At 69.5% G+C, this 23,369-nt stretch carries 21 protein-coding genes and 1 pseudogene; 15 read left to right on the top strand and 7 right to left on the bottom strand.

From position 1 onward, the window contains the following. Positions 1 to 44: 44 nt before the first annotated feature. Both U4E84_RS01950 and U4E84_RS01945 read right to left on the bottom strand, forming a co-directional pair. Entirely contained in the window at positions 45 to 938 is an 894-nt protein-coding gene (locus U4E84_RS01950) for a mechanosensitive ion channel family protein (protein WP_322530414.1), read from the bottom strand. After that, positions 938 to 1,183, bottom strand: a complete 246-nt coding sequence (locus U4E84_RS01945) for a YhbY family RNA-binding protein (protein WP_322530413.1) — start codon at positions 1,181 to 1,183, stop codon at positions 938 to 940. Before U4E84_RS01945 ends, U4E84_RS01950 begins: the two co-directional genes overlap by 1 nt. Positions 1,184 to 1,388: 205 nt before the next feature. Between U4E84_RS01945 and U4E84_RS01940 the strand changes: the two genes are divergently transcribed. From U4E84_RS01940 to U4E84_RS01930, 3 genes are read left to right on the top strand one after another with little or no spacing between them, the layout of a single operon-like run. Then, the gene (locus U4E84_RS01940; protein ID WP_322530412.1) at positions 1,389 to 2,468 is read left to right on the top strand and encodes a metal ABC transporter substrate-binding protein; all 1,080 of its coding nucleotides are present in this window, start codon (positions 1,389 to 1,391) and stop codon (positions 2,466 to 2,468) included. Beyond that, a complete protein-coding gene (locus U4E84_RS01935) occupies positions 2,465 to 3,262 on the top strand; it encodes a metal ABC transporter ATP-binding protein (RefSeq protein ID WP_322530411.1) in 798 nt (265 codons plus the stop codon). The genes U4E84_RS01940 and U4E84_RS01935 overlap by 4 nt, the downstream gene beginning before the upstream one ends. Then, on the top strand, positions 3,262 to 4,344 hold the full coding sequence (locus tag U4E84_RS01930; protein ID WP_322530410.1) for a metal ABC transporter permease: 1,083 nt from the start codon (positions 3,262 to 3,264) through the stop codon (positions 4,342 to 4,344). The genes U4E84_RS01935 and U4E84_RS01930 overlap by 1 nt, the downstream gene beginning before the upstream one ends. Here U4E84_RS01930 and U4E84_RS01925 read toward each other — a convergent pair. Together U4E84_RS01925 and U4E84_RS01920 are read right to left on the bottom strand one after the other, a co-directional pair. Further along, positions 4,341 to 6,839, bottom strand: a complete 2,499-nt coding sequence (locus U4E84_RS01925; RefSeq protein WP_322530409.1) for an MMPL family transporter — start codon at positions 6,837 to 6,839, stop codon at positions 4,341 to 4,343. The two genes, U4E84_RS01930 and U4E84_RS01925, sit on opposite strands and share 4 nt — an antisense overlap. A gap of 60 nt (positions 6,840 to 6,899) precedes the next feature. Then, the gene (locus U4E84_RS01920; protein WP_322530408.1) at positions 6,900 to 8,603 is read right to left on the bottom strand and encodes a hypothetical protein; all 1,704 of its coding nucleotides are present in this window, start codon (positions 8,601 to 8,603) and stop codon (positions 6,900 to 6,902) included. Between the two features lie 169 nt (positions 8,604 to 8,772). Here U4E84_RS01920 and U4E84_RS01915 point away from each other — a divergent pair. Next, positions 8,773 to 9,362, top strand: a pseudogene (locus U4E84_RS01915) (TetR/AcrR family transcriptional regulator). A 35-nt stretch (positions 9,363 to 9,397) separates the two neighbouring features. Here the strand turns inward: U4E84_RS01915 and U4E84_RS01910 are convergent. Beyond that, complete coding sequence (locus U4E84_RS01910; protein ID WP_322530407.1) at positions 9,398 to 10,099, bottom strand: HD domain-containing protein; 702 nt, start codon at positions 10,097 to 10,099, stop codon at positions 9,398 to 9,400. A 101-nt stretch (positions 10,100 to 10,200) separates the two neighbouring features. Continuing rightward, positions 10,201 to 11,649 carry a hypothetical protein gene (locus U4E84_RS01905; protein WP_322530406.1) on the bottom strand — a complete coding sequence of 483 codons (1,449 nt, stop codon included), beginning with the start codon at positions 11,647 to 11,649 and terminating at the stop codon, positions 10,201 to 10,203. Between the two features lie 153 nt (positions 11,650 to 11,802). Between U4E84_RS01905 and U4E84_RS01900 the strand changes: the two genes are divergently transcribed. Continuing rightward, positions 11,803 to 12,729, top strand: coding sequence for a cation diffusion facilitator family transporter (locus tag U4E84_RS01900; protein WP_322530405.1), 927 nt, complete (start codon positions 11,803 to 11,805; stop codon positions 12,727 to 12,729). A gap of 64 nt (positions 12,730 to 12,793) precedes the next feature. Further along, entirely contained in the window at positions 12,794 to 13,528 is a 735-nt protein-coding gene (locus U4E84_RS01895; protein ID WP_322530404.1) for a DUF2071 domain-containing protein, read from the top strand. 48 nt (positions 13,529 to 13,576) lie between these two features. On the opposite strand, the gene U4E84_RS01890 is transcribed toward U4E84_RS01895, so the two are convergent. Further along, positions 13,577 to 14,887, bottom strand: coding sequence for a Glu/Leu/Phe/Val dehydrogenase (locus U4E84_RS01890; RefSeq protein WP_322530403.1), 1,311 nt, complete (start codon positions 14,885 to 14,887; stop codon positions 13,577 to 13,579). Between the two features lie 186 nt (positions 14,888 to 15,073). On the opposite strand from U4E84_RS01890, the gene U4E84_RS01885 reads away from it, so the two are divergent. The 9 genes from U4E84_RS01885 to gatA all read left to right on the top strand — a co-directional run bounded on the left by U4E84_RS01885 (position 15,074) and on the right by gatA (position 23,321). Beyond that, positions 15,074 to 15,538, top strand: a complete 465-nt coding sequence (locus U4E84_RS01885; protein WP_322530402.1) for a PH domain-containing protein — start codon at positions 15,074 to 15,076, stop codon at positions 15,536 to 15,538. Further along, positions 15,535 to 17,490, top strand: a complete 1,956-nt coding sequence (locus U4E84_RS01880) for a PH domain-containing protein (protein WP_322530401.1) — start codon at positions 15,535 to 15,537, stop codon at positions 17,488 to 17,490. Before U4E84_RS01885 ends, U4E84_RS01880 begins: the two co-directional genes overlap by 4 nt. A gap of 57 nt (positions 17,491 to 17,547) precedes the next feature. Next, positions 17,548 to 18,084 (top strand): peptide-methionine (S)-S-oxide reductase MsrA, encoded by a 537-nt coding sequence (gene msrA / locus U4E84_RS01875; RefSeq protein WP_322530400.1) that lies wholly within the window; start codon positions 17,548 to 17,550, stop codon positions 18,082 to 18,084. A 237-nt stretch (positions 18,085 to 18,321) separates the two neighbouring features. After that, the gene (tsaA, locus tag U4E84_RS01870; RefSeq protein WP_322530399.1) at positions 18,322 to 18,813 is read left to right on the top strand and encodes a tRNA (N6-threonylcarbamoyladenosine(37)-N6)-methyltransferase TrmO; all 492 of its coding nucleotides are present in this window, start codon (positions 18,322 to 18,324) and stop codon (positions 18,811 to 18,813) included. 596 nt (positions 18,814 to 19,409) lie between these two features. Further along, positions 19,410 to 19,814, top strand: a complete 405-nt coding sequence (ribH, locus tag U4E84_RS01865; protein WP_322530398.1) for a 6,7-dimethyl-8-ribityllumazine synthase — start codon at positions 19,410 to 19,412, stop codon at positions 19,812 to 19,814. A 31-nt stretch (positions 19,815 to 19,845) separates the two neighbouring features. Then, positions 19,846 to 21,000, top strand: a complete 1,155-nt coding sequence (locus U4E84_RS01860) for a pyridoxal phosphate-dependent aminotransferase (protein WP_322530397.1) — start codon at positions 19,846 to 19,848, stop codon at positions 20,998 to 21,000. Between the two features lie 98 nt (positions 21,001 to 21,098). After that, positions 21,099 to 21,575 (top strand): universal stress protein, encoded by a 477-nt coding sequence (locus tag U4E84_RS01855; RefSeq protein WP_322530396.1) that lies wholly within the window; start codon positions 21,099 to 21,101, stop codon positions 21,573 to 21,575. 99 nt (positions 21,576 to 21,674) lie between these two features. Beyond that, positions 21,675 to 22,013, top strand: a complete 339-nt coding sequence (gatC, locus tag U4E84_RS01850; RefSeq protein ID WP_322530395.1) for an Asp-tRNA(Asn)/Glu-tRNA(Gln) amidotransferase subunit GatC — start codon at positions 21,675 to 21,677, stop codon at positions 22,011 to 22,013. Next, the gene (gatA, locus tag U4E84_RS01845) at positions 22,014 to 23,321 is read left to right on the top strand and encodes an Asp-tRNA(Asn)/Glu-tRNA(Gln) amidotransferase subunit GatA (protein ID WP_322530394.1); all 1,308 of its coding nucleotides are present in this window, start codon (positions 22,014 to 22,016) and stop codon (positions 23,319 to 23,321) included. Positions 23,322 to 23,369 lie beyond the last annotated feature (48 nt).

Here is a 23,369-nt window from a genome sequence, read left to right as displayed (position 1 = left end):
GCAACCAGTCACCGGACCCTCAAGTTCGTTACTATCGGGACCGTTCAGTCCGCCCCGCCGAACGACGAGGGATCGGTCCACTCGTTCCGTCCAGAGACGGTCCGCTGCGGGAACGGGATCGAGATTCCCTCCTCGTCGAACCGCTCCTTGACCGCCTTCACGTAGTCGGCGCGCGCCTTCACGAAGTCGGCCCGCGACGGGTCGTCGATCCAGATCCGCGACTGGAGCCCCACGTAGGAGTCGGCGAGCTCGGTCAGCCGCACCGACGGCCCCGGGTCGTCCATGATCGCGTCGCTCTTCTCGGCCTCCTCGACGATGATGTCGGTCGCCGCCTCGACGTCGTCCTCGTAGTCGATCCCGAAGACGAACTTCAGCCGGAGCGTCCCCTTCGCGACCGGGTTCTTCACCACGTCGCTCGTCAGGGCGTGGTTCGGCACCGTGAGCAGCTCGTTGTCGAACGTTCGGACGCGGGTGACGCGGAAGGAGATGTCCTCCACGATCCCCGAGTTATCGTTCCACTCGATCCAGTCGCCGATGCGGAACGGCCGGTCGGTGTAGATGAACACGCCGGCGACGAAGTTCTTTATCACGTCTTGGAGCGCGAAGCCGATCGCGAGCGTCGCCGCCGCGGCGATCGTCGCCAGCGAGCGCAGGAACCCCTGGTAGCCCGCCGCGCCGAACGCCACCGTCACGCCCGCGAACAGCACGAGGAAGGTGAGGATCTTCTGGAGCGGGCGCCGCGCGTGTTCGTCGAGCCCCTGCCTGTCGAACAGTCTCCCGACGAGCGGCGCGATGACCGCCTTGTGGATCACGTACACCGCCGCCAGCACGCCGAGGAAGATCGCGACGTCGATGGCGATGCCGGTCGCCGGGCCGAGGTACGGCCGCACCGCCCCCGCGACCGCGACGACGTCGGCCGCTCCCGCCGTCCCGCTCATCAATGGAGCACCGCCGTGTTTCCGCGCGTCTCCACCAGGTCGGCGCTCACGGCGTCGGCCAGCTCCTCGGCCAGCGCCTCGGTCGTGGTCCCGCCGCGGGCCGCCCGGAGGAACTTCACCTTCACCAGCTTGGCGTCGTCGAGCTGGTCGGCCGTCTCGTCGACGACCGCGTCGACGCCGTGTTTGCCGACCCAGACGGAGACGTCGAGGTCGTGTGCTTCCTTGCGAAGCTGTTGGTCGCTCATACGCGGTCCAGTCGCCCGCGCGCATTGAAGCTTGATGATCGCGGACGAGAGGTGATTGATGATCGCGGACGATGGATCACGAGCGCGGACGAGGGCGCCGAACCGTGCACTCCGCGGGACGCGTCCGGCGGCACAAAAATTAGATTAGTCTAATCTTTTTCTTAGACCAAAAGTATAATGTGTCGTCCTCGCCAAAGAGACGATAATGAACGCGAACACGAACGGAGACCTCGGCATGTCTCGGCGGCAGTTCGCCGGGATCGGTGCCGGCGCCCTCGCCGGCGGCCTCGCCGGGTGTACGGGGAACGCGGCCGATCCCGGCGGCTCGGGCGACGGGGACTCCGCGGACGGCGAGGGCGGCGACGGGGGAGACGAAGGGGGGTACACGGTCGTCGCGTCCTTTTTCACCTTCTACGACTTCGCCGACGCGCTCGCCGAGGGAACGGAGCTGACCGTCGAGAACCTGGTGCCGACGGGCCTCCACGGCCACGGGTGGGAGCCCGACCCGTCGATCCAGCGCAAGATCACCGACGCCGACGCGCTGGTCCACGTCGGACCCGACTTCCAGCCGTGGGTCGACCGGGCGATCGAGACGCTGGAGTCCGAGTCGACCGAGACGGCGCTCATCAACGTCCGGGACGGCGTCGACCTGATCGACCTCGCTGACTCGCTGACGGAGGACGAGGCGGTCGACGGCGCGAAGGACCCGCACTTCTGGCTCGATCCGCGGCGGGCGAAGGGCGCCGTCGCCAACCTCGCGGACGGGCTGGCTGCGGTCGACGCCGAACACGAGACCACGATCCGGGAGAACGCCGAGGCGCTCGAGGAGGACCTCGACGCGCTCGACGCCGAGTGGCGAGAGGTCTTCGACGCCGCCGAGCGCGACGTGGCGTTCCTCGCCGCGCACAACGCCTTCGCGTACGTCTCGGAGCGGTACGGCGCCACGATCGAGCCGCTGGTGGTGAACCTCGCGGCCGACGGCGACGTCCGCCCGGCCGACGTGCGACGGGCGCAGGAGACGATCGCCGACAACGACATCCGTCACATCGGCGCGGCCGTCTTCGAGCCGATCCGCCCGGCGAAACAGCTGTTAGAGCAGACCGACGTGGAGGCGTACTTCCCGGTGACGCCGTACGCGGGTACCGCCGAGTCGTGGGTGGAGCGCGGGTGGGGGTACTTCGAGATCGCCCGCGAGGTGAACCTCCCGACGTTCCGGATCCTGCTCGGCGTCGAGGACCCCGACGACGTGACGTTCGCCGACTACGGTCGCAACTTCGAGCCATGAGCGCGGGCGACGCGGCCCGGCGCTCCCGGGAGGAAGCGGCGACCGCCGAGGACCCGCTCGTCGAGGCTCGCGGGCTGACGTTCGGTTACGGCGCGGCGCCCGTGATCGAGGGCGTCGACCTCCGGGTCGACCGCGGCGAGTACGTCGGGATCGTCGGCCCGAACGGCTCCGGAAAGAGCACGCTCCTCCGCCTCCTCTTGGGCCTCCACGAGCTCGACGAGGGGACCGCCGAGCTGCTCGGACACCCCGCGCGGGCGTTCGCGGAGCGCGAGCGCGTCGGCTACGTCGCACAGGACGCGACGAGCGGCGAGACGCGGATGCCGATCACGGCCGGCGAGGTCGTCCTCATGGGTCGGTTCCCCCACGCGGGCTTCCGACGCGTGACCGCGGACGACCGCGATCGCGCCCGCGAGGCCCTCGAAACGGTCGGGATAGAGCACTTGGCCGACCGGAAGGTCACCGCGCTCTCGGGCGGCCAGCGCCAGCGGACGTACATCGCGCGGGCGCTCGCCGGCGAGGCCGAGCTGCTGGTCTTAGACGAGCCGACCGTCGGCGTCGACGCCGAGTCGGTCGAGGCGTTCTTCGCGCTCCTCGACGACCTCGTCGCCGACGGGATCACCGTCCTGCTCGTCGAACACGACATCGGCGCCGTCGTCGAGCACGCCTCGCGGGTCGTCTGTCTCAACCGCGAGGTGTACTTCGACGGCGACCCCGCGGCGTTCGTGGAGAGCGACGCGTTGGACCGCGCGTACGGGACGAACCTCCGCCGCGCGGACGGGGGGAGCGACCCGTGATGCCCGTCGTCTCCGCGCCGGGATCGCTCGCGGGCGTCGCCCCGCTCCTGTCGGCACCCTACGACCTCCTCGCGTGGCTCGTCGGGCTGTGGAGCCGCGCGCTCCGGTGGGTCGGCGACGAGCTGGGGATCGCCATGCTGGAGTACGTGTTCATGCACCACGCGTTCCTCGTCGGCGCGCTCATCGCGGTGATGGCCCCGCTGATCGGCACCTTCCTCGTCCACCGACAGCTCGCGCTCATCGGCGACGCGCTCGCGCACACCGCCTTCGCCGGCGTCGCCGTCGGCCTGTTCGTCAACTCGCTGCTCGGCACGGGGATCTCGCCGTACGTCACCGCCGTCGTCGTCGCCGTGATCGCCGCGCTCGCGATCGAGCTCATCTCCGAGACCACCGACGCGTACAACGACGTGTCGATGGCGATCGTGCTCTCGACGGGGTTCGCGCTCGGCGCGGTCCTGATCAGCCTGAACTCCGGCGGGCTCGCCGTCGGCGTCAACCAGTACCTGTTCGGGAACCTCTCGACGGTCTCCCGCGAGAACGCCGTCCTGCTGGTCGTCCTCTTCGCGATCGTCGCCGCGGTCGTCACGGTCGCGTACAAGCAGCTGCTGTACGTCACGTTCGACGAGACGGCCGCCCGCGTCGCCGGGATCGACGTCCCGTGGTACAACCGTCTGATGACGACGCTGACGGCCCTCGTCGTCGTCGGCGCCATGCAGATCATGGGCGTCATCCTCGTCGCCGCGATGCTCGTCGTCCCCGTCGCGGCCGCCGCCCAGATCGCCCGCGGCTTCCGCGAGGCGCTGCTCGCCTCGATCGTGTTGGCGCAGATCGCCGTGGTCGCCGGGATCACGCTGTCGTTCCACTACAACACGACGGCCGGTGGAACCATCGTCCTCGTCGCCGTCGGCGCTTACGTCGTCGCGGTGCTCGCCGGGAAGGCCCAGTCGCGGCGGGCGGGGGACGAGGTCCCCGAACGTGTCGACGACGCCGAGCGGGCGGCAGGCGAGGGCACCGAAGGAACGAGCGGCGACGTCGCCGGGCCGGCGGCGGACGACATTGCCGGGACGGAGTCGACTGACTAGTCCGCCCGTTCCGCCGACTCCTCGCGGAGCCCCCCGTCGAGAGCCAGCCCCACGCGCCCCCCGTACCGGTCCCAGACGACGACGAGCGAGGGGACCAGCAGGATCGAACAGAGGTACGCGTACAGCACGCCGAGCGCGAGCAGCACGCCGAAGTCGCGGAGCAGGGGGATCACCGCGAGCCACAGGACGCCGAGTCCGCCCACCGTGGTGAGCATGCTCCCGGTGAGCGCGCCGCCGGTGCCCGCGATGGTGACGTCGAGGGCCTCGTCGACTCCCCTGCCGGCCTTGAACTCGTCGACGAACCGGTGGACGAAGTGGACGGTGTAGTCCACGCCGAGCCCGATCGACACGGAGAGGATCGGCGCGTTGATCGGCGTCAAGGGAATCTCGAACAGCCGCATCGACCCGACGAGCAGGCCCACCGTGACGAGCACGGGAACGAGGTTGAGCAGGCCGTAGACGGCCCGCCCCTCCAGGTAGGCGTACGACAGCGCGAGGAACACCGCCGTGAGGGCGAACGCGGCGAGCAGGCTCCGGATCGCGGACTCGGTGAGGCGGTCGATCACCGCCTCGTTGACAACGAGCTCGCCGGTCGGCACCGCCTCCAGCGGCGTGCGCTCGGCGAGCGCCCGGACGTTCGCGACCGCCTCGGAGTTGTCGACGCCCGGGCGGATCGTGTAGTCGATGCGGGCGCTCCCGCGGTCGGCGGCGAGGTACCCGCGCGCCTCTCCCTCCGCGGGGGAGTCGAGCAGCGCGTCGTACACCTCGTCGACGTTGCGGTCGGGGACGCCCGTGCCGAGCCGGTCGTTGCGGTCCACGAGCCTCCCGAACTCCTCGTCCTCGGCCGCGCGGTCCTCGATGACGGTGACGACGCTCGTCGCGTCGGCGCGTCGCTCGTCGGTCGTCTCGAACGTGTCCGGGGGGTTGCGCGCGGTCCGGTCGATCAGCTCCAAGGAGTCGTCGTCGCGCACGGACTGGTCGACGTACAGCGTCACGGAGTCGACGAACCCCTGCTCGAACTCCTCTTCGAACAGCGTGATCACCCGGAGGAAGGTGTAGTCGGTGGGCGCGAACGGCTCCGGCAGGCTCGAGTACGTCTCCAGTCTGTCCTCGTCCGGGAAGAACGCCTCCTCGGAGAACTCCGTGTTCACGCCGGTGCCGTACGCGCCGCCGACCGCGCCGCCGACGAGCAGCACCGCGACGACCGCAACGGGGGCGATCCGGGACAGGTCCACGCCCACACGGAGGACGCGACCGAGGCGCGATCCCCCCGACCCGAGCGGGGCCGTGCCGAACTCTGGGATCGGAAGGCGCTCGCGCCACCGGTCGACGAGCACCTTGGCGGCCGGGAGGAAGACGCCGAACACCGCGAGGGTGAAGACGATCCCCGCGGCGGCGACGATCCCGAAGTCGCGGTTCGGCTCGAAGGGGCTCACCACGTTCGAGACGAGTCCGAACACGGTGGTGATCGTGACGAGCAGGAAGGCGATCGAGAGCTGGTCCGTCGTCGTCCGCATCGCGGCCGCGATCCCCACCCCCCCGCCCCGCTCCTCCCGGTAGCGGTTGACGACGTGTATCCCGAAGTCGATCCCGACCGCGAGCAACAGCGGGAAGACGGTGACGAGCGAGTCCGAGAACGGAATCTGTGCGTACCCCATGAACCCGAAGGTCCACAGGAGCGACATGAGGAGCGCCGCGAGCCCGATCGCCATGTCGATCGGGTCGCGGTAGGCGAACACGAGGAACCCGAGGATCAGGAGCAGCGCCGCGGGGAACACGATGATCGCCGTGTCGCTCAGGAGGGCCGTGATCTCCGACTGGAGGATCCCGTCGCCGAAGAGGATCGCGTTCTCGCCCGCCTCGTTTCCCGGGACGGAGTCGACGACCGCGACGCTGCGCGTCTGCAGCTCGGTGACCCGAGCGGTCGTCGCCGCCTCGGGCAGGTCGTAGGTGACGCCGACGATCGCGGCGTCGGCCCGCTGGGCGGTGGGGTTGTAGTCGGTCGACACCTGCGCCTCGACGGCGCCCGCCTCGTCGGCGTCGGCGATCGCCGACCGGAGCTCCGCCGGCGTCGCCTCGGCGACCGCGTCCCGCCGCTCCTCCGGGGTCTCAGCCGCCGGGTCCAGCTGACGGGCGACCGCGTCGGCGTGGCTCGACGTCGACGCCACCCGGAGCGTCGACCGCGACTCCAGCCGCGCCTGCGTCTCCAGGATTCGGACCAACGCCGACCGCGAGAGCACGTCGTCGTCGGTGACGATCAGCTGCCCAGAGGTGGCCGATCCGCCGATGGACGTCTCGAACTCCTCGTCGATGTCGTCGAGGGCGCGCTGAGCGGGGATGTCCTGCGTGAACTGGTCCGCGCCGGCGCTGGTGGTGATCCCCGCCAGTCCGCCGGCGGCGACGACGCTGACGACGAGGAAGACGGCGATCACCGCGGCCGGACGCTCCGTGACCAGTCGGTCGACCCGCTCGACCGCGCGGTCGGCCGCGGTCACGGTCGCCCCCGAGCGTCGCCCCGCGAGCGTTCGAACCTGGACGTCGGGTCGGCCACGGGATCACCGCCGCCGGTACCAGACGGCGACGCCCGCGCCGGCGACGACGACGAGGAGGCCGACGGCGAGCGGGACGACCGGGAGGCCGCCGTCGTCGGTCGGCTCCGTCACCTCGACCGGATGCTGCGTGACGTCGGAGATGCGGTCGTCGCCGCGCTCGTCGTCGTACCGGAAGTCGAGCTCGATCGGGTGCGTCTCGACGCTGGCGTCGGACGCCGCGGTCACCTCGAACCAGATCTCGGTCGACTCGCCGGGCTCCAGCTCGTCGACGAACGCCTCGTCGTTTTCGGCCGACAGCGGGCTGTCGGCGTACAGCCCGGCGTTGATCGACGAGAGCGTCTCGGGCCGCCGGTTGGTGATCTCGAAGGCGATCCGCCGGGTCTCGCCGGCCGGAACGGTGGCGTTGTCGGCGTCGAGGTCGAACTCAGGCTGGCGGGGCGCGACCTCGACGCGCCGGGTCTCGTCGACCGCGACCGTCGCGTCGCCGCTCTCGTACTCGGTGGTGAACCGGAACTGCCGCGGACCGGGGTCGGCGCTCCCGCTCACGTCGGCGTCGAACGAGAAGTCGACCGACTCGCCGGCCGGCACCGCCGGGAGCGCGTACCGGCTCTCCCCGAGAGACACGCGACCGCTCTGGGAGTCCGCGACCAGCACCGCGTCGTCGACGTCGAGCGGCCCCTCGTTGGTGAGCGTCCCGCTGACGTCGCCCGAGTAGCCGACCTCCAGGTCTCCGTCGAGGTCGTCTATCGAGAAGGACTGTTCGCCGATCGGCACCACGCCGGCCCGGGAGGCGGGCGAGGTCGTCTCGACCCCGTCGGCGTCGCGGTAGTCGACCGACGTGACGAGCGCGTACGCGCCGTCGCCGAAGTCGGGCGAGACGGTCGAGTCGAACGTCACGGTGCGGTTCTCGTCGGGCGCCCAGTCGCCGACGAACGACTCCGCGCTCCCCTCGCTCCCGATCACGGCCGCGTTCCCGGTCGACCGCCCGGTGACGACCGCGTCGCGGGCGGTCTCGTCGCCGACGTTCCGCAGCGTCGCGGTCACGTCGCCGTCGCCGCCGACCTGCGCGTCGGTGTCGGTGTCGACGATCGCGAACCGCGCGCCGTCGTCCACGACGATCGTGACGTCGAACTCGTCCGTCTCGCGGCGGTCCTTGTGGTTGTTGAGGCTGGACGACGGGTTCACCTCGTAGGTGTACCGGTAGTCGGCCGTGACCTCGACGTCGTACGAGCCGTCCGGCACGTCGTCGGGCACCGTGACGTCGAGGGGGACGGACACCGGGCCGCCCTCCGTGGGGACGTCGCCGACGGCCGTCTCGCCGCTCTCGACCTCGACGGGCACGCCGTCGTCGTCGGCCTCCAGCGTCAGCCCGCGAGCCGTCGTCACGCGCGGGTCGAGCTCCTTGCCGAAGTCCATCTCGCCCGTGTTGAGGATGTCGACCGTCACCGACTCCCGGCTCCCGCTCGCGACCGTCGGCTGGGAGACGTACACGTCGAGGTCGGGCTCGCCGCGGACCAGTCCGCTCCCCGAGCCGTTCGACTGCGCGACGAGTCCGTCCCCGTCCGCGGGTCCGGTCAGCGCGGCCCGTCCGTCGTCGGTCGCGTCGAGCGCCGCGGCGCCCGTGACGGCACCGGCGAGCGCGACGGCGACGAGCGCGACGGCGAGACCGACGAGAAGGGCCGATCTGACTCCGTCGTTCCGGCTCATCTCGCAGCACCGATTCCGCGCTCGTCGATCTTGGAGGGGTGGTGGGCCGACGGGGGACCGCGGACGGCGTCGCGTCGAGTCATACGGTCGTGTGGGTGGCTGCCGTGTTAAGTGTGTTGAATGAACGTTCAATCAAGAAGCCTATGTGGGTCGCCGCGGTACGTCGCACATGCACGACCCGTTCGCGGCGCCGACCGACACCCGGGAGTCGATCCTCGCGGCCGCGTTCCGCGCGCTCTGTGCCCACGGGTACGCCGACCTCACGATCAGCCGGATCGGCGAGGAGTTCGACAAGAGCCCGTCGCTCGTGTACCACCACTACGACGGGAAAGACGAGCTGTTGGTCGACCTGCTCGGGTTCCTCCTCGACGGGTTCGAGGCGTCGGTGTCGGCGGACGCGTTCGACCTGAGCCCGCGCGAGCGGACGCGCGGTTCCTGACCGCCATCGTCGAGCTGCGCGCGCAGGCCGCCACCGACGACGCCTACCGCGACCACTTCGACCGCAGCGACCGCGTGTTCGAGGCGTTCCTCGAACGGTCGGTCCGCGAGGCGGCCGCCTCACTCGACGCCGAGGGCCGGACCGGTGCCGGCGGCGACACCGTCGCCCCCGCAGAGGTGTCGTCGACGCTCCAGACGCTCGCCACGGGCGGGATGCTCCGCTGGGCGACCACCGCCGACCGCGGCTGGATCGGCGGCACGCAAGCGGGCGCTCGCCGGTACTTGGAGGCGATGCTCCCGCGGGTCGACGCCGAGTCGTGACGATGTGGCGGGGTGCCCGCGGCCGCCGCCCAGGCTCAGCGCTCGGTGACGCCGTCGGCGTCCATCCGCACGACCTCCTCCTCTAACCACTCGCGCAGCCACTTCACGCGCTTGATCCGCTGGTGAGCGATGCTCTCGGCGCTGTCGGAGACGACGCGCTCGGTGTGGTCGCGGGCGCGCTGGAGCACCCGATCGACCATCTTCGCGGCGTCCATGTGCGTGCGCGACTCGTACCCCATGCGCAGCAGCATCAGCACGGCGCCGTTCGCGCCCACCTTGTCGAGGAGGTCCGCCTCCATCAGACACCGGCTCTCCAGGGGCACGTCGGCCAAGTCGCCCGTGTACGAGTGGTCGACGACCGCGCCGCACACCTCCTCGATGAACGACTCCGGGTAGTTGCCGCGGCTCTGGAGGTACTCGCGGGCGACGCGAGCGCCGGCCTCCGCGTGGACGTCCTGTTCGGCCTCCAGCTTCGCGACGTCGTGAAACACCGCGGCCACCCGCACGACGTCGACGTCGGCGCCCTCCGCCTCGGCGATCTCGGCCGCGATGTCGACGACGTTGAGGATGTGGTTGAACCGGTAGTCGGCCGAGTGCCAGGGGTACCAGCGCATCCGACCGCCGTCCTCCTCGCTCTCGACGCTGGCCGCGAGGTAATCCCTCACGAACCGCTTCATCTCCGCGAAGTCCTCGTCGCTCACCTCCGTTTCCTTAATCTCGACGCCCACGGGGACCACCTCGGGCGAAAAACTCGTGATTCATTACCGTAACCGAGGAGCGTTTCGTTCTTAGTCGTTACGACGGGGGCGTTATCCCGCCCTCGACCCTCACGGGCTGCTCACCGGTCGAAGTCGACCTCGACGACGTTCTCGCTCACGTGGAGGTAGGTGATGGGGTTCTCGCCGGCGCCGCCGGTGATCGTGATCTCTTTCCCGGCGAGATCCGGGTCGTACTCCACTTTGGCGTTCCCTTGCGTCTCCAAGGTCCGCGTCACGAACGCCCCGCGAAGGGTGGGATTACCCTTGGTGACGACGTCGGCGTTCGGCGCGTAGACGATCGCCTCAATGGTCGGGTTTCCGTCACCCTGGCTGCCGTCGAGGAATCCCTCTGCGACGTAAAACTGGTTCCGCTCGGCCTCGATGTCTTCGCTCGCGGTCCCGACGTACCCGTCTCCCTGGAAGTCGAGCGACCCGTTGACGTAGTATTTGACGCCGTTGTCACTGTCGTCGAGGACGGTGAGCTCACTGTTGCCGACATTCATGTCGCCGTCGACGACGACCGTGATGTTGCCGTCAGTCGTGTTGAAGTCTACGTCGCCGTCGACGGTCGCCTCGCCATCGACGTAGTACGTACCGGCGCCGAGCGTCCCGCAGTCCTCGAAGCCGGACGACGTCACGCACGACGCGTCGTCGTTGTCGTTCTCGTCCGCCGCCGACTCGACTTCACTCGCGATAAGCGAGTCGGGGGACGGATTCGAGACGCCCTCCATGTACTCCGACTCTCTCAGTTCCTTCTTCTCGTTGCCACGATGTGAGTAGCCGTCGGACTGACCCACCGTGAGAGTCCGCTCGAACCCCACCTCGTCCGGCACCACCAGCCGCGCGGTCGTCGTCCGATTCGCGTCGTCCTTCGTGACGTCGCCGTCGGCGCGCTGGCTGAAGAAGTCGTACCACCCCTCGTAGTAGTCGCTCTGCACCTCGACGACGACCGTCCCGTTTTGCAGGGGGTTGTCGGGCGCGTCGACGGCGTCGGGGTCGCCCGGCGCTCGCCGGACGACGCCGGTCCCGCTCGACGGGGCCGACTCGTCGCCGGTCAGCCGCACGACGGGGAAGGTGAGCGTGCTCCCGCGGTAGTGGTACTCCGGCGGCGAGATCATCCGCCCCTGGCCGTTCTGGGCCGCCCAGACGCCGCCGCCCTGGAGCGCGACGGTCCGGTCCTCGCCGACGTACTCCAGGGTCCCGATCGAGCCGTTGTACGTCTCCACCGTCTCGTTCGGGCGCTCGATCCGCACCGCCACGCGCCCGGCGTCCTCGTCGAGCCGGAGCTGCCCGCCGTCGACGGAGCCGAGGTCGAACCGCCGGGCGTCCGTCTCGCCGAGGGCGACGAGGCTCGACTGGGAGCTGAGCTGCGACATCCCGTTCTCGACGCTCGACGAGCGCGCCTCGTCGGTGACCAGTCCGAGCGCCGCGCCCCCGGTCGCGACGGTGACGGTCACGGCGGCGATCGTGATCCCGAGGAGGAGCACGACGCCGATGACCTCGCTCTGGGCACGCTCGCCGCTGTTCATACTCGGTATCCGTCAGCGAGCTATTTAAACCTCCACCGCTGCCAATCAGTTCTGATACGCCCGGCGTGCTCGTCCCCGAAGCCTTCGGGCGGGGCTACTCCCTCGGCCGGACGCGGCGGGGCTCTTAAGACCGGGCGACCACGAACGAGACGTATGTGGGGCCCCTGGGGTGACGACGAGAAGGCTCGGTTCCAGCGGGCCGCGGGGGTGAACGTCCTCGGCAACGCGGTGAAGATCGCGGTGGAGGGCGCGGCCGGACTGGCGTTCGGGAGCGTGGCGCTGCTGGCCGACGCGGCCCACTCCGTCGCGGACCTCGTCGCCAGCGGGGTCGTGTTCGTCTGGGGCGGGTCGCGGTACGACGCCGCCGACGAGACGCACCCGCACGGCCACCAGCGAATCGAGCCGCTGACGGCGCTGTTCGTCGGAGCGACGATCCTCCTGCTCGGCCTCCTCCTGCTGCGGGAGTCGCTCGCCGGGCTGCTCGGCCCGCACGACGTCGCAGCGAGCCCGGTCCTCGTCGGGGCGCTGCTGTTCGCGCTGGCCGACATGTACCTCCTCTACCTGTACACCGCGCGCGTGAACGCCTCCCTCGGGTCGACCGCGCTGACCGCGCTCGCGGCCGACTGCCTCAACGACCTCTACACGACGGTCGCGGCGCTGGTCGGGGTGTTCGGCGTGTTCCTCGGGTACCCGGTCCTCGACCCGGTCGCCGGCGCCCTAGTCAGCGTCCTCGTCGTGTATCAGGGCCTCGAGATCGCGCGAGAGAACGTCACGTACCTGGTCGGCGCGGCGCCGCCGACCGGAGACCGCGAGCGCGTCACCGAGGCGCTCCTCGATCACCGCGCCGTCGAGGGAGTCCACGACCTGCGGGTGTTCTACGACGGGACCGACCTGGAGGTCGAGGTTCACGTCGAGGTCGACGGCGGGATGACGCTCCGAGAGGCCCACGCCATCGAGACGGAGCTCGTCACGAGCATCCGTGGGCTGGAGGACGTCGGCGACGTCCACGTCCACCTCGACCCCTCCGGGCTCGGCGAGTGGAAGGACGCCGAGGACGCGACCCCCGGGCCGGACGTCTGAGCCGAACATCCCACTTGCGCACCACGGTCGTGCGGGTTTTGTCCCTCGCACCCCTACCGCGGACATGGTGGGACGCCGCTGGCTTGAGATGACGTGGCGCGACGGGCTGTTCCTCCACTGGCCGGTCGATCCCGCGGTCGTCGCCGGGACGCTCCCGGAGGGGCTCTCCGTCGCCACGCACGGCGACGACGCCTATCTGGGGGTCGTCGCGTTCGTGATGGACGACGTGCGCCCCCGCGGAGCCCCGTTCGGGCTCTCGTTCCCGGAGCTCAACCTCCGAACGTACGTCGAGGGAGCGGCCGGTCCCGGCGTCTACTTCTACAACCTCGACGCGGACGACCGGCTCGGCGTGGCGGTCGCCAGGCGGCTGTTCGCGCTCCCGTACTACCGCGCCGAGATGAGCGTGACGCGCTCGACGCCCCGTGGAGGCGACGGTGCCGTCAGCGACGGGGCCGTCAGCGGAGGCGACGGGGCCGTCCGATTCAAGAGCCGCCGGACGCATCGCGGCGTTCCGAGCGCGCGGTTCGACGTCACCTACGAGCCGACCGGAGCGGCGTTCGCGGCCGAGTCGGGGTCGCTCGCGGCGTTCCTCGTCGAGAACTACCGCTTCTACGCGGACGGCAGGAGACTGTATCGAGGCGAGATCGGCCACGAGCCGTGGACGCTGCGGGAGGGGATCGCCGACGTCCGAGAGAACACGCTGTTCGAGGCCAACGGCTTCGAGCGTCCGGACGGCGAGCCGATCGTCCACTGCGCGGAGCCGATCGACGTGAGCGCCGACCGGATCCGGCGATCCTGAGGGCACGACCGGAAGACGACGCTACGGACGTCGACCGGAGAGCCGTGCCTACGGGAACAGTCCCCGGTACTCGTGGGCGCTCGCGGTGCGCTCGAGCGCGAGCGTGTAGGCGGCCGTGCGGAGGTCTGGAAGATCCTTCTCGTCGTACTGGTCGATCGTCTGGTCGAACGCCGTCCCGATGCGCCGTTCGAGCTCGGCGTTCACCGTCGCGAGCGGCCACGAGAACTCCTGGGCGTTCTGGACCCACTCCAGGTACGAGACGATCACCCCGCCCGCGTTGGCGAGGATGTCCGGCACCACCTGGACGTCGCGCTCGGTCAGGACTTCGTCGGCGGCCACGGTGGTGGGACCGTTCGCGGCCTCGACGATCGCCGAGGCGCGCAGGTCGTCGACGTTGTCGGCGGTGATCACCCCTTCGACGGCGGCCGGGATCAGCACGTCGACGTCGAGCGTCAACAGCTCGTCGTTGCCGATCGCGTCCGGGTCGTCCCAGCGCTCGCCGCCGTCGGCCGCTCGTCGACCGTCCGGCGACGCCCGTAGGTCGCCGGCGACGTACTCCTCGATCAGCCCGCCGGCGCCGACGTGTGCGTCGAGCGCCGCGACGTCGAGCCCGTCCGGGTCGTAGGCGGCCCCGCTCACGTCGGAGGTGGCGACGATCCGCGCGCCCGCCTCGTCGAGGAGTTTGGCCGCGTTCGACCCGACGTTGCCGAATCCCTGAACCGCGACGGTCGCCTCCGAGAGGTCGCGGTCGAGGTACTCGAAGAGCCGCTCGGTGACGATTGAGACGCCCCGGCCCGTGGCCTCGACGCGACCGGGAGTCCCGCCGATCTCCAGCGGCTTGCCGGTGACGACCTGCGGGACGGAGTGGCCCTCGTACATCGAGTAGGTGTCCATCATCCACGCCATCGTCTGCGGATTCGTGTTCATGTCTGGCGCCGGCACGTCGGTCTCGGGGCCGATCATCCGGCGGATCCCCTCGGTGTACCGGCGGGTGAGCCGTTCGAGGTCGCGGTCGGTGAGGTCTTTCGGCTCGCAGATCACGCCGCCCTTCGCGCCGCCGTACGGGAGGTCGACGAGCGCCGTCTTCCACGTCATCCACCCCGCGAGCGCCTCGACCTCGCGCTGGGTGACGGTGGGATGGAACCGGACGCCGCCCTTGAACGGACCGCGCGCGCTGTCGAACTGACAGCGGTACCCCTCGAACACCTCGACCTCTCCGGACTCCAGCCTGACCGGGAGCGTGACCTTGAGCGTTCGGTCGGGATACTTGAGCCGCTCGAAGACGCCGTGGTCCACGTCGGCGTACGCCTCTGCGCGGTCCATCTGTGCGAGCATGTTCTCGAACGGGTCGTCGGCCATGGTCGGTCCGACTCTGTCTCCCCTGATATCGGTTTCGGCAATACTTGACTTCGACAGAGAGTAACACACAACCTCGTCCGGAGCGTCGCCCGGGCGGCGGCCGGCGACGCCCGTTCCGCCCGGACTTATACGTCGCCGCGAACAACGGCGACGCATGACACGCGGACACGCGGCGGGGGAGCGCAGATGACGACGCAGTCGCTCCATCCCCGCATCCGGCTCGTGTGGATCCTCCGCGCGGCGCTCGTCGCGGCGGTGCTCTCCGCGCCGTTCGCCGGCGCGTTCTACCTGGGCCGCCTGCCGAGGTGGGCGCCGGTCGCCGCCGGCGCCGCCTTCTTCGCGCTCGGCGCGGTCCACGCGGTGCTCAAGTACCGACGCTGGAGCTACGAGATCCGCGAGGACGCGCTGTACCTCGACCGGGGCGTGGTGACGCAGGTCCGGACGACCGTGCCGCTGGTGCGGATCCAGCACGTCGACTCTCGGCGCGGCCCGGTCGAGCGCGGCGTCGGCCTCGCGTCCTGCGTCGTCTACACGGCCGGCTCGCGCGGCGCCGATGTCCGGATCCCGGGTCTGACGCCCGAGGGGGCGAGCGACCTCCGCGAGGAGCTGAAGCGACTGGCGATCCGCGCGGACGGGGAGGACGCGGTGTGAAGCTCGCGCCCCAGTCGGTCCCGTACCGCGCGCTCCAGAAGGTGTCGGGGTTCGTCGTGATCGCCTTCTTCGTCGCGAACAGCAACGACTGGGGGCTCCCGGCGGCGGCCGCCGCCGGCGGGGCGATCCTCCTCGCCGCGCTCGCGTACGAGACCGCCTACTACCGGCGGTTCGACTACCACCTCACGGACGACACCTTCGACATCGCCTCCGGGGTGGTCTCGCGTCGCGAGCGCGAGATCCCCTATCGCCGGATACAGAACGTCGACGTGAGCCAGAGCGTGATCCAGCGGGCGCTCGGGATCGCCGCGGTCGACCTGGAGACCGCCGGCGGCTCCTCCACCGAGGGCTCGATCCGGTTCGTCACCCCAGAGGAGGCGACCCGCATTCGCCGGGAGGTCCAGCGCCGGAAGTCGAACGCGTCGGCCGGGGGCGTCGAGGGTGCGGACGCGACGGACGGGACGCGCGCGACGAGAGACGCCACCGAGGGGACGGGTGCAATCGAGATCGAAGAGGAGGTGCTGTTCGCCATCTCGCCCGGCGAGCTCGCGCTGGTCGGCGCCCTGTCGTTCGACGGGCGGCTCATCGGCCTGCTCGCGTTCCTGAGCTCGGGGTCGATCCCGGTGCTGTCCGGGTTCATCCCCGAGGCGTCGGCCACGGCGCTCACCGCGACCGCCGTCGTCGCCGTCGGCGCGCTGTTCCTCGTGTCGTGGGCGCTCGGTGCGGGGGTCGCGTTCTCGAACTACTACGGGTTCCAGCTCTCGCGCGCCGGCGACGAACTCCGGTACGAGCGGGGACTGTTCCGGCGGTACAGCGGGTCGATCCCCACCGAGAAGGTCCAGACGCTGACGATATCGGACAACCCGGCGAAGCGCGCGCTCGGCTACGCGAGCCTCTCCATCGAGACCGCCGGCTACGCGCCCGGACAGAACGGCGACCAGGGGAGTCAGTCGGCCGTCCCCATCGCGACGACGGACCGGGTGTACCGGCTCGCACACGAGGTCGAGTCGTTCGGCTCGCCGACGTTCGCCCGTCCGCCCGGACGCATCCGGTGGCGCTACGCGTTCCGCTACGCGGTCGTCGTCGCGGTCGTCGTCGGAATCGGGTTCGCGGTCGACTGGTACGTGGCCGCCGACCTCCCGTGGTACGGTCTCGCGGCGCTCCTGCTCGCGGTGCCGCCGGCCGCGCACCTCAAGTGGAGACACCGCGGCTACTGGCTCGGCAAGGACCACCTCCTCACGCGAAACGGCTTCTGGAGCCGCACGGTGACGGTCGTTCCGTACTACCGGATCCAGACCGTCATCGACAGTCGAACCATCTTTCAGCGTCGCTGGAACGTGGCGACGGTCGTCGCCGACACAGCGGGCGGGAGCTCGCTCGGCGGCGCATCCGCCGCCGCCGTCGACGTCGAGACCGACGACGCCGTCGAGCTCCGCGAGACGTTGCAGGAACGGCTTCAGTCAGCCGTCAAGAGCCGTCGCGACCGACAAGACCGCTTCGAGTGGTTCGAAACCGACGTCAGCGAGAGTGTGAGCGACGACGAGGCGGACGGCGAGGGTGGGAGCCACATCGACGAGACGGGTGTCGACGAGGGCGGGGACGATGCCGACGAGACGGGTGTCGACGAGAGTGACCTCGACGAGACCGACGTGGACATGCGCGAGCGCGATCACCCGGTCTCGGAGGACCGCGACGACGGCGTGATCCGTCCTGACTTCTCCGTGAGCGACCGCGACTACTCGGAGCCGGCCGAGCGGATCGACACCGGGGAGTACGCGGTCGACCGCTTCCCGTCCGACGCGGACGTGGCGCATCGCGAGGAGGGCGGAGCCGAGGGCGACCCGAGCGGTGACGACACGACGCGAGACGAGGACACGACGCGAGACGAGGACACGACGCGAGACGAGGACGAGGGATCGAACGGCGGGGGATCGAACGGCGGGGGAGCGTAGCCGACCGCACTTCCCGACTCGCGCGTGATTAATACGTCTCCGACGCCAACGAGAGGTATGTCCGATCAGCTCGAAACCGCGACGCTCGGCGGCGGGTGCTTCTGGTGTACCGAGGCGGCCCTCGAACTGCTCACCGGCATCGAGTCGGTTACCTCCGGCTACGCGGGCGGCCACGTCGAAGACCCCTCCTACGAGGCGGTCTGCTCCGGTAACACCGGTCACGCAGAGGTCGTCCAGGTGGAGTTCGACCCCGACGTGATCGCCTACGACGAAGTGCTTGAGGCCTTCTTCGAGGTCCACGACCCGACCCAGCTCAACCGACAAGGCCCCGACGTCGGGAGCCAGTACCGCTCGATCGTCCTCTACCACGACGAGGAGCAGCGGCAGACCGCCGCGGCCTACATCGAGGCGCTCGATTCGGAGTACGACGACGACGTGGTGACGGAACTCGAGCGACTGGAGACGTTCTACCGCGCCGAGGAACACCACCAGGACTACTTCGCGAAGAACCCGAACGACGCCTACTGCAGCTTCCACGCGAAGCCCAAGATGGAGAAGGTGCGCGAGAAGTTCGAGGCGAAGGTCGCGAAGTAGGGCGTCTTGGTCTCGGTGACTCGATCTCGACCGTCTCCGGTCGGTCACGTGCCCCTCCTCGACGGCCCTGTAGAAATCCGCTGCTTCAGAGACAGATCGGACTGAAACGGTCGGTGAAGAGGGCGTATTGAGTGTCAAAGATTCTGCCAGATTGGAGAGGTATTCCAATACTCGGGCGAGATACATTGCGCGTATCGGTCACGAATTGATTTATCAATCCAAGACTGAACTACCGGTGTGTCCGAAGGTCAACTCTGCTACGAGCCGATCGGGGTAATTCGAACAGCTTTCGAATCACCGGATGGAATGCCGATCCAACCGGTCGGAGACACTGCTATAGAGGGAACTGTCGAACTCAAAGAAGAGTACGCAGATGGACTACAAGATCTCGACGGATTTACGCATTGTATCTTACTGTATCATTTTCATAAGTCTGACCACGCTGCTCCGCTGAAGGTTGAACCGTTTCTCGATGACGAGCAGCGGGGAGTGTTTGCGACGCGAGCCCCGCAGCGTCCGAATCCAATCGGCCTTTCTGTCGTCAAGATTGAATCTGTCACAGATGAAAGGGTAACCGTCAACGGTATCGATGTCGTCGATCAGACCCCCTTGCTGGACATCAAGCCATTTGTTCCCGAGTTCGACGTTCCATCTGATGTGGATACCGGGTGGCTTACCGCCTCGGAGTCAACGATTCACTCAAAAGAAGCCGACGAACGGTTTCTTTGATACATGCAGCCTCTGTATCTCGCACGGAATTATTGACACAATATAGGCAGATCCGAACCGCGTGTCGGTCTGTGGATCACCTGTATTGACTGCAACAGGTCGAGGCGTATCACCTGCCGAGGCGCTCTACAACGCCACTCGACGTGAGAGCGACGGCAAGTCGCTCAAAAGCCTCAGCCGCTCGCTTATCAGCCGTTGATCGAGGTCACCAGTGAACACCTCCAACGCCCCAGTCGCGAGGACTCGCGCGGCTCGCTGCGCGCTTCGGTCGCTCACGTCGCTCGCTCCCTCCAGTGCTTGCGTCGCCGTGCGTTGTCCTCGCGACTACCCCTTTGAGTCCCACCCGACCACAGCGCAACCGCAGCCTCACGCCTCCCCAGCCTCGTCGCAGGCGCCATCGGCGCCAGCGACTCCCTCGCACGCGCTCCTCGCGCCCGGTGGGCGCTCGGAGGCGCGCGCCACCGCAGAATTCGGGTGTGGATGCACGTGATTCGGGTGTGAAGGCACGTGACCGTCGTCACCGCTCCCGACCCCGTCCGTCCGGCAACCCTGCTCCGGAACGGTAGACCTTTGCCGCCGCCGGTGCGAGCGGGCGTATGGTCTCGCTGGGACTGGTGGTGGCGCGGTTCAACGACTCCGTCACGGGGCCGATGGCCGAGGCCGCCCGCGAGGCGGCCGCCGACCGCGACGCCGTCGTCGTCGACGAAGTGAGCGTGCCGGGGGCGTATGACAGCCCGCTGGCAGCCGACCGGCTCGCGCGTCGGGACGACGTCGACGCCGTCGCGGTCGTCGGCGCCATCGTCACCGGCGACACCGACCACGATCGCGTCATCGCGAACGCGACCGCCGAGGGCCTCACGCGGGTGAGCCTCGACCGCGACACCCCGGTCACGTTCGGCGTGAGCGGCCCGGGGATGTCCGGCGCAGAGGCGCGCGAGCGGATCGACAAGGGCGCGGCGGCGGCCGACGCCGCGATCGACCTGGCGAGGGAGCTCGAATGAGCGGCGGAGACGACACACGAAGCACACGACAATGAGCGACGCATACGACTTCTCGGACCGGATCGGACGCGTAGCACCCAGCGCGACGCTGGCGATATCGAACCTGGCGGCGGAAAAGGAGGCGGAGGGCGCCGACATCGTCGACCTCTCGGTGGGCGAGCCCGACTTCGACACGCCCGGGAACATCGTCGAGGCCGGCAAGGACGCCCTCGACGCGGGTCACACGGGCTACACCTCTTCGAACGGGATCCCGCAGCTCAGGGAGGCGATTGCGGCGAAGCTCCGCGGCACCGGGATCGACGCCGAGGCGGACGAGGTGATCGTCACCCCCGGCGGCAAGCAGGCGCTGTACGAGACGTTCCAGACCCTGATCGGTGAGGGCGACGAGGTCGTCCTCCTCGACCCCGCGTGGGTCTCCTACGAGGCGATGGCGAAGCTCGCGGGCGCCGACCTCTCCCGCGTCGACCTGTCGCCGCACGGGTTCCAGCTCGAGCCGGCGCTCGACGACCTCGCGGAGGCGGTCTCGGACGACACCGAACTGCTCGTCGTGAACTCCCCGTCGAACCCCACGGGCGCGGTCTTCTCCGAGGCCGCGCTCGAGGGCGTTCGCGACCTCGCGGTCGAGCACGACGTCGCCGTGATCTCCGACGAGATCTACGAGCGCATCGTCTACGACGCCGAGCACGTCTCGCTCGCGAGCCTCGACGGGATGGCCGACCGTACGATAACGGTCAACGGCTTCTCGAAGGCGTACTCGATGACCGGCTGGCGGCTCGGCTACCTCCACGCGACCGACGAGTTCGTCGGGCAGGCCGGCAAGCTCCACTCGCACTCCGTCTCGTGCGCGGTCAACTTCGTCCAGCGCGCCGGCGTCGAGGCGCTCGAGAACACCGACGAGTCCGTCGAGGAGATGCGGCGGGCGTTCGCCGACCGCCGCGACCTCCTCGTCGGCCTGTTCGACGAGCACGGGGTCGACGTCGACGTCGGCGACGGCGCCTTCTACATGATGCTCCCGCTCGACGACGACGACGCCGACTGGTGTGAGCGCGCCATCGAGGAGGCCTCGGTCGCGTGCGTCCCCGGAAGCGCGTTCAACGCGCCCGGCTACGCCCGGATCTCCTACGCCGCGAGCGAGGCGCGCCTCCGCGAGGCGGTCGACCGGCTGGTCGCGAACGACCTCCTGTAGTCGGTTTCACGCAGGTCTCGCACATTCCGTCCCGGAACTCGGCCGTACTCGCCGGTGAGATTTTATATAGCCGTGGGGAGGGTTGTCTTAGTGACGAGATGTACAAGCACATACTGTTTCCCACGGACGGGAGCGACGGTTCGGAGGCCGCGATAGCACACGTACGGGAGATCGCCGAGGCGTTTGACGCGACGGTTCACGTGTTACACGTCGTCGACACGCGTCAGTTCACGCTCGGGATGGGCGGTAACTACATCTCCGGGCCCAAGGGCTACGCGCGAGACGGGCCGACCATAGACGATCGGAAGCGCGAGCTCGAGGAACGCGCCACGCCGTTCGTCGAGGAGCTCGCGGCCGATTTCGAGGGGATCGACACGGTGTCCGCCGTGAGAGCGGGCAACCCGCACAAGGCCATCCTCGAGTACATCGACGAGAACGACATCGACCTCGTCGTGATGGGTACCGAGGGCCGTACCGGCGTCGAGCGCTACCTGCTCGGCAGCGTCTCCGAGAAGGTCGTGCGGCTGGCCGACCCGCCGGTGGTGACTGTTCGGGCCCACGCAGACGGGGAGTGACGTCGGCCGGTCGCCGCTCGTCACCGGCCGGTCGGCGGCTCGATCTCGGCCGGTCCGCCGTTCCGAAACCCTTACTCCCGGTCCGTCGTACCCCCACGTATGACAGACACCTCGGATCCGGGCGGCGAGTCCGCCGTCTCCGACGACGACGGCGCGGACGATTCCGCCCCCGCCGTCGACGCCGCCGAAGTGGAGCACGTCGCGGAGCTGGCCCGCGTGCGTCTCGAGGAGGGTGAAACGGAGACGTTCGCCGACCAGTTCGCGGAGATCCTGGAGTACTTCGAGGCGCTCGACGAGGTGCCGAACCTCGACCGCGAGGAGGAGCTCGTCAACGTGATGCGCGAAGACGAGGTCGAGGCGGGACTCACCCAGGCGGAGGCGCTCGCGAACGCCGCGGAGACGGAAGACGGCTACTTCGTCGGGCCGAAGGTGTCGTAGATGGCCGCCGACTACAACCTCTTCATCACGGAGGCGACGATCGGGGGCGACGACGGCGCCGACGGTCCCCTCGCGGGCGCGACGGTGGCGGTCAAGGACAACATCTCGACCGAAGGGGTCCGGACCACCTGCGGCTCGGAGATGCTCGCCGACTACGTCCCGCCGTACTCCGCGACGGTCGTCGACCGGCTGACCGAGGCGGGCGCGACGATCGTCGGGAAAGCGAACATGGACGAGTTCGGGATGGGGACGACGACGGAGACCTCGGCGTTCGGCCCCACCCGGAACCCCGTCGATCCGGAGCGCGTCCCGGGCGGCTCCTCCGGCGGATCGGCGGCGGCGGTCGCCGCGGGCGAGGCCGACCTCGCGCTCGGCTCCGACACGGGCGGGTCGGTGCGCTGTCCGGCGGCGTTCTGCGGCGTCGTCGGGATCAAGCCGACGTACGGGCTCGTCTCGCGGTACGGGCTCGTCGCGTACGCGAACTCCCTCGAACAGATCGGGCCGATCGCGGAGACCGTCGAGGAGGCGGCCGCCGCGCTCGACGTCATCGCGGGCCCGGACCCGAACGACGGGACCACCCGCGACCTCGCCGACGTGGAGGGCGCCGACCCGGACGCGAGCTACGCCGCGGCCGCCGACGGCGACGTCGACGGGCTCGCGGTCGGGGTCCCCACCGAGCTCTTCGAGGGCGCCGACGAGCGCGTCGTCGAGGCGGTCGAGGCCGCGATCGCGGACCTGGAGGACCGGGGCGCGGAGACCACCGAGATCTCGCTGCCGTCGGTCGAGCACGCGGTGCAGGCGTACTACGTGATCGCGACGGCGGAGGCGTCCTCGAACCTCGCGCGCTTCGACGGCGTGCGGTACGGGAACCGCGCCGAGTCGGACGGCAACTGGAACGAGTCGTTCGCGGCGACGCGCGAGGAGGGGTTCGGCGCGGAGGTCAAACGCCGGATCCTCTTGGGGACGTACGCGCTCTCGGCGGGCTACCACGACAAGTACTACCGGAAGGCGCAGGACGCCCGCGCGTGGGTCCGACGGGACTTCGAGGAGGCGTTCGCGGAGGTCGACGTGATCGCGTCGCCGACGATGCCGGTGCTCCCCTTCGAGCTCGGCGAGCGCCTCGACGACCCGCTGCGGATGTACCTCGCGGACGCGAACACGACTCCCGTCAACCTCGCGAACCTCCCGGCGGTCTCGGTGCCGGCCGGCGAGGCAGACGGGCTCCCGGTCGGGCTCCAGCTCGTCGGGCCGAAGTTCGACGAGGAGACGGTTATCCGCGCCGCGAGCGCGGTCGAGGACGCCAGCTGACGCGCCGTCGACGGTCGTTAATCCGAGTAAACCCGCGTTGAACGTCTC

The organism is Halorubrum sp. AD140 (genome assembly GCF_034497445.1).
Taxonomy (GTDB): domain Archaea; phylum Halobacteriota; class Halobacteria; order Halobacteriales; family Haloferacaceae; genus Halorubrum.
Note: the sequence above shows the minus strand (reverse complement) of the source record. Positions and strands in the feature narration are given on the sequence as shown.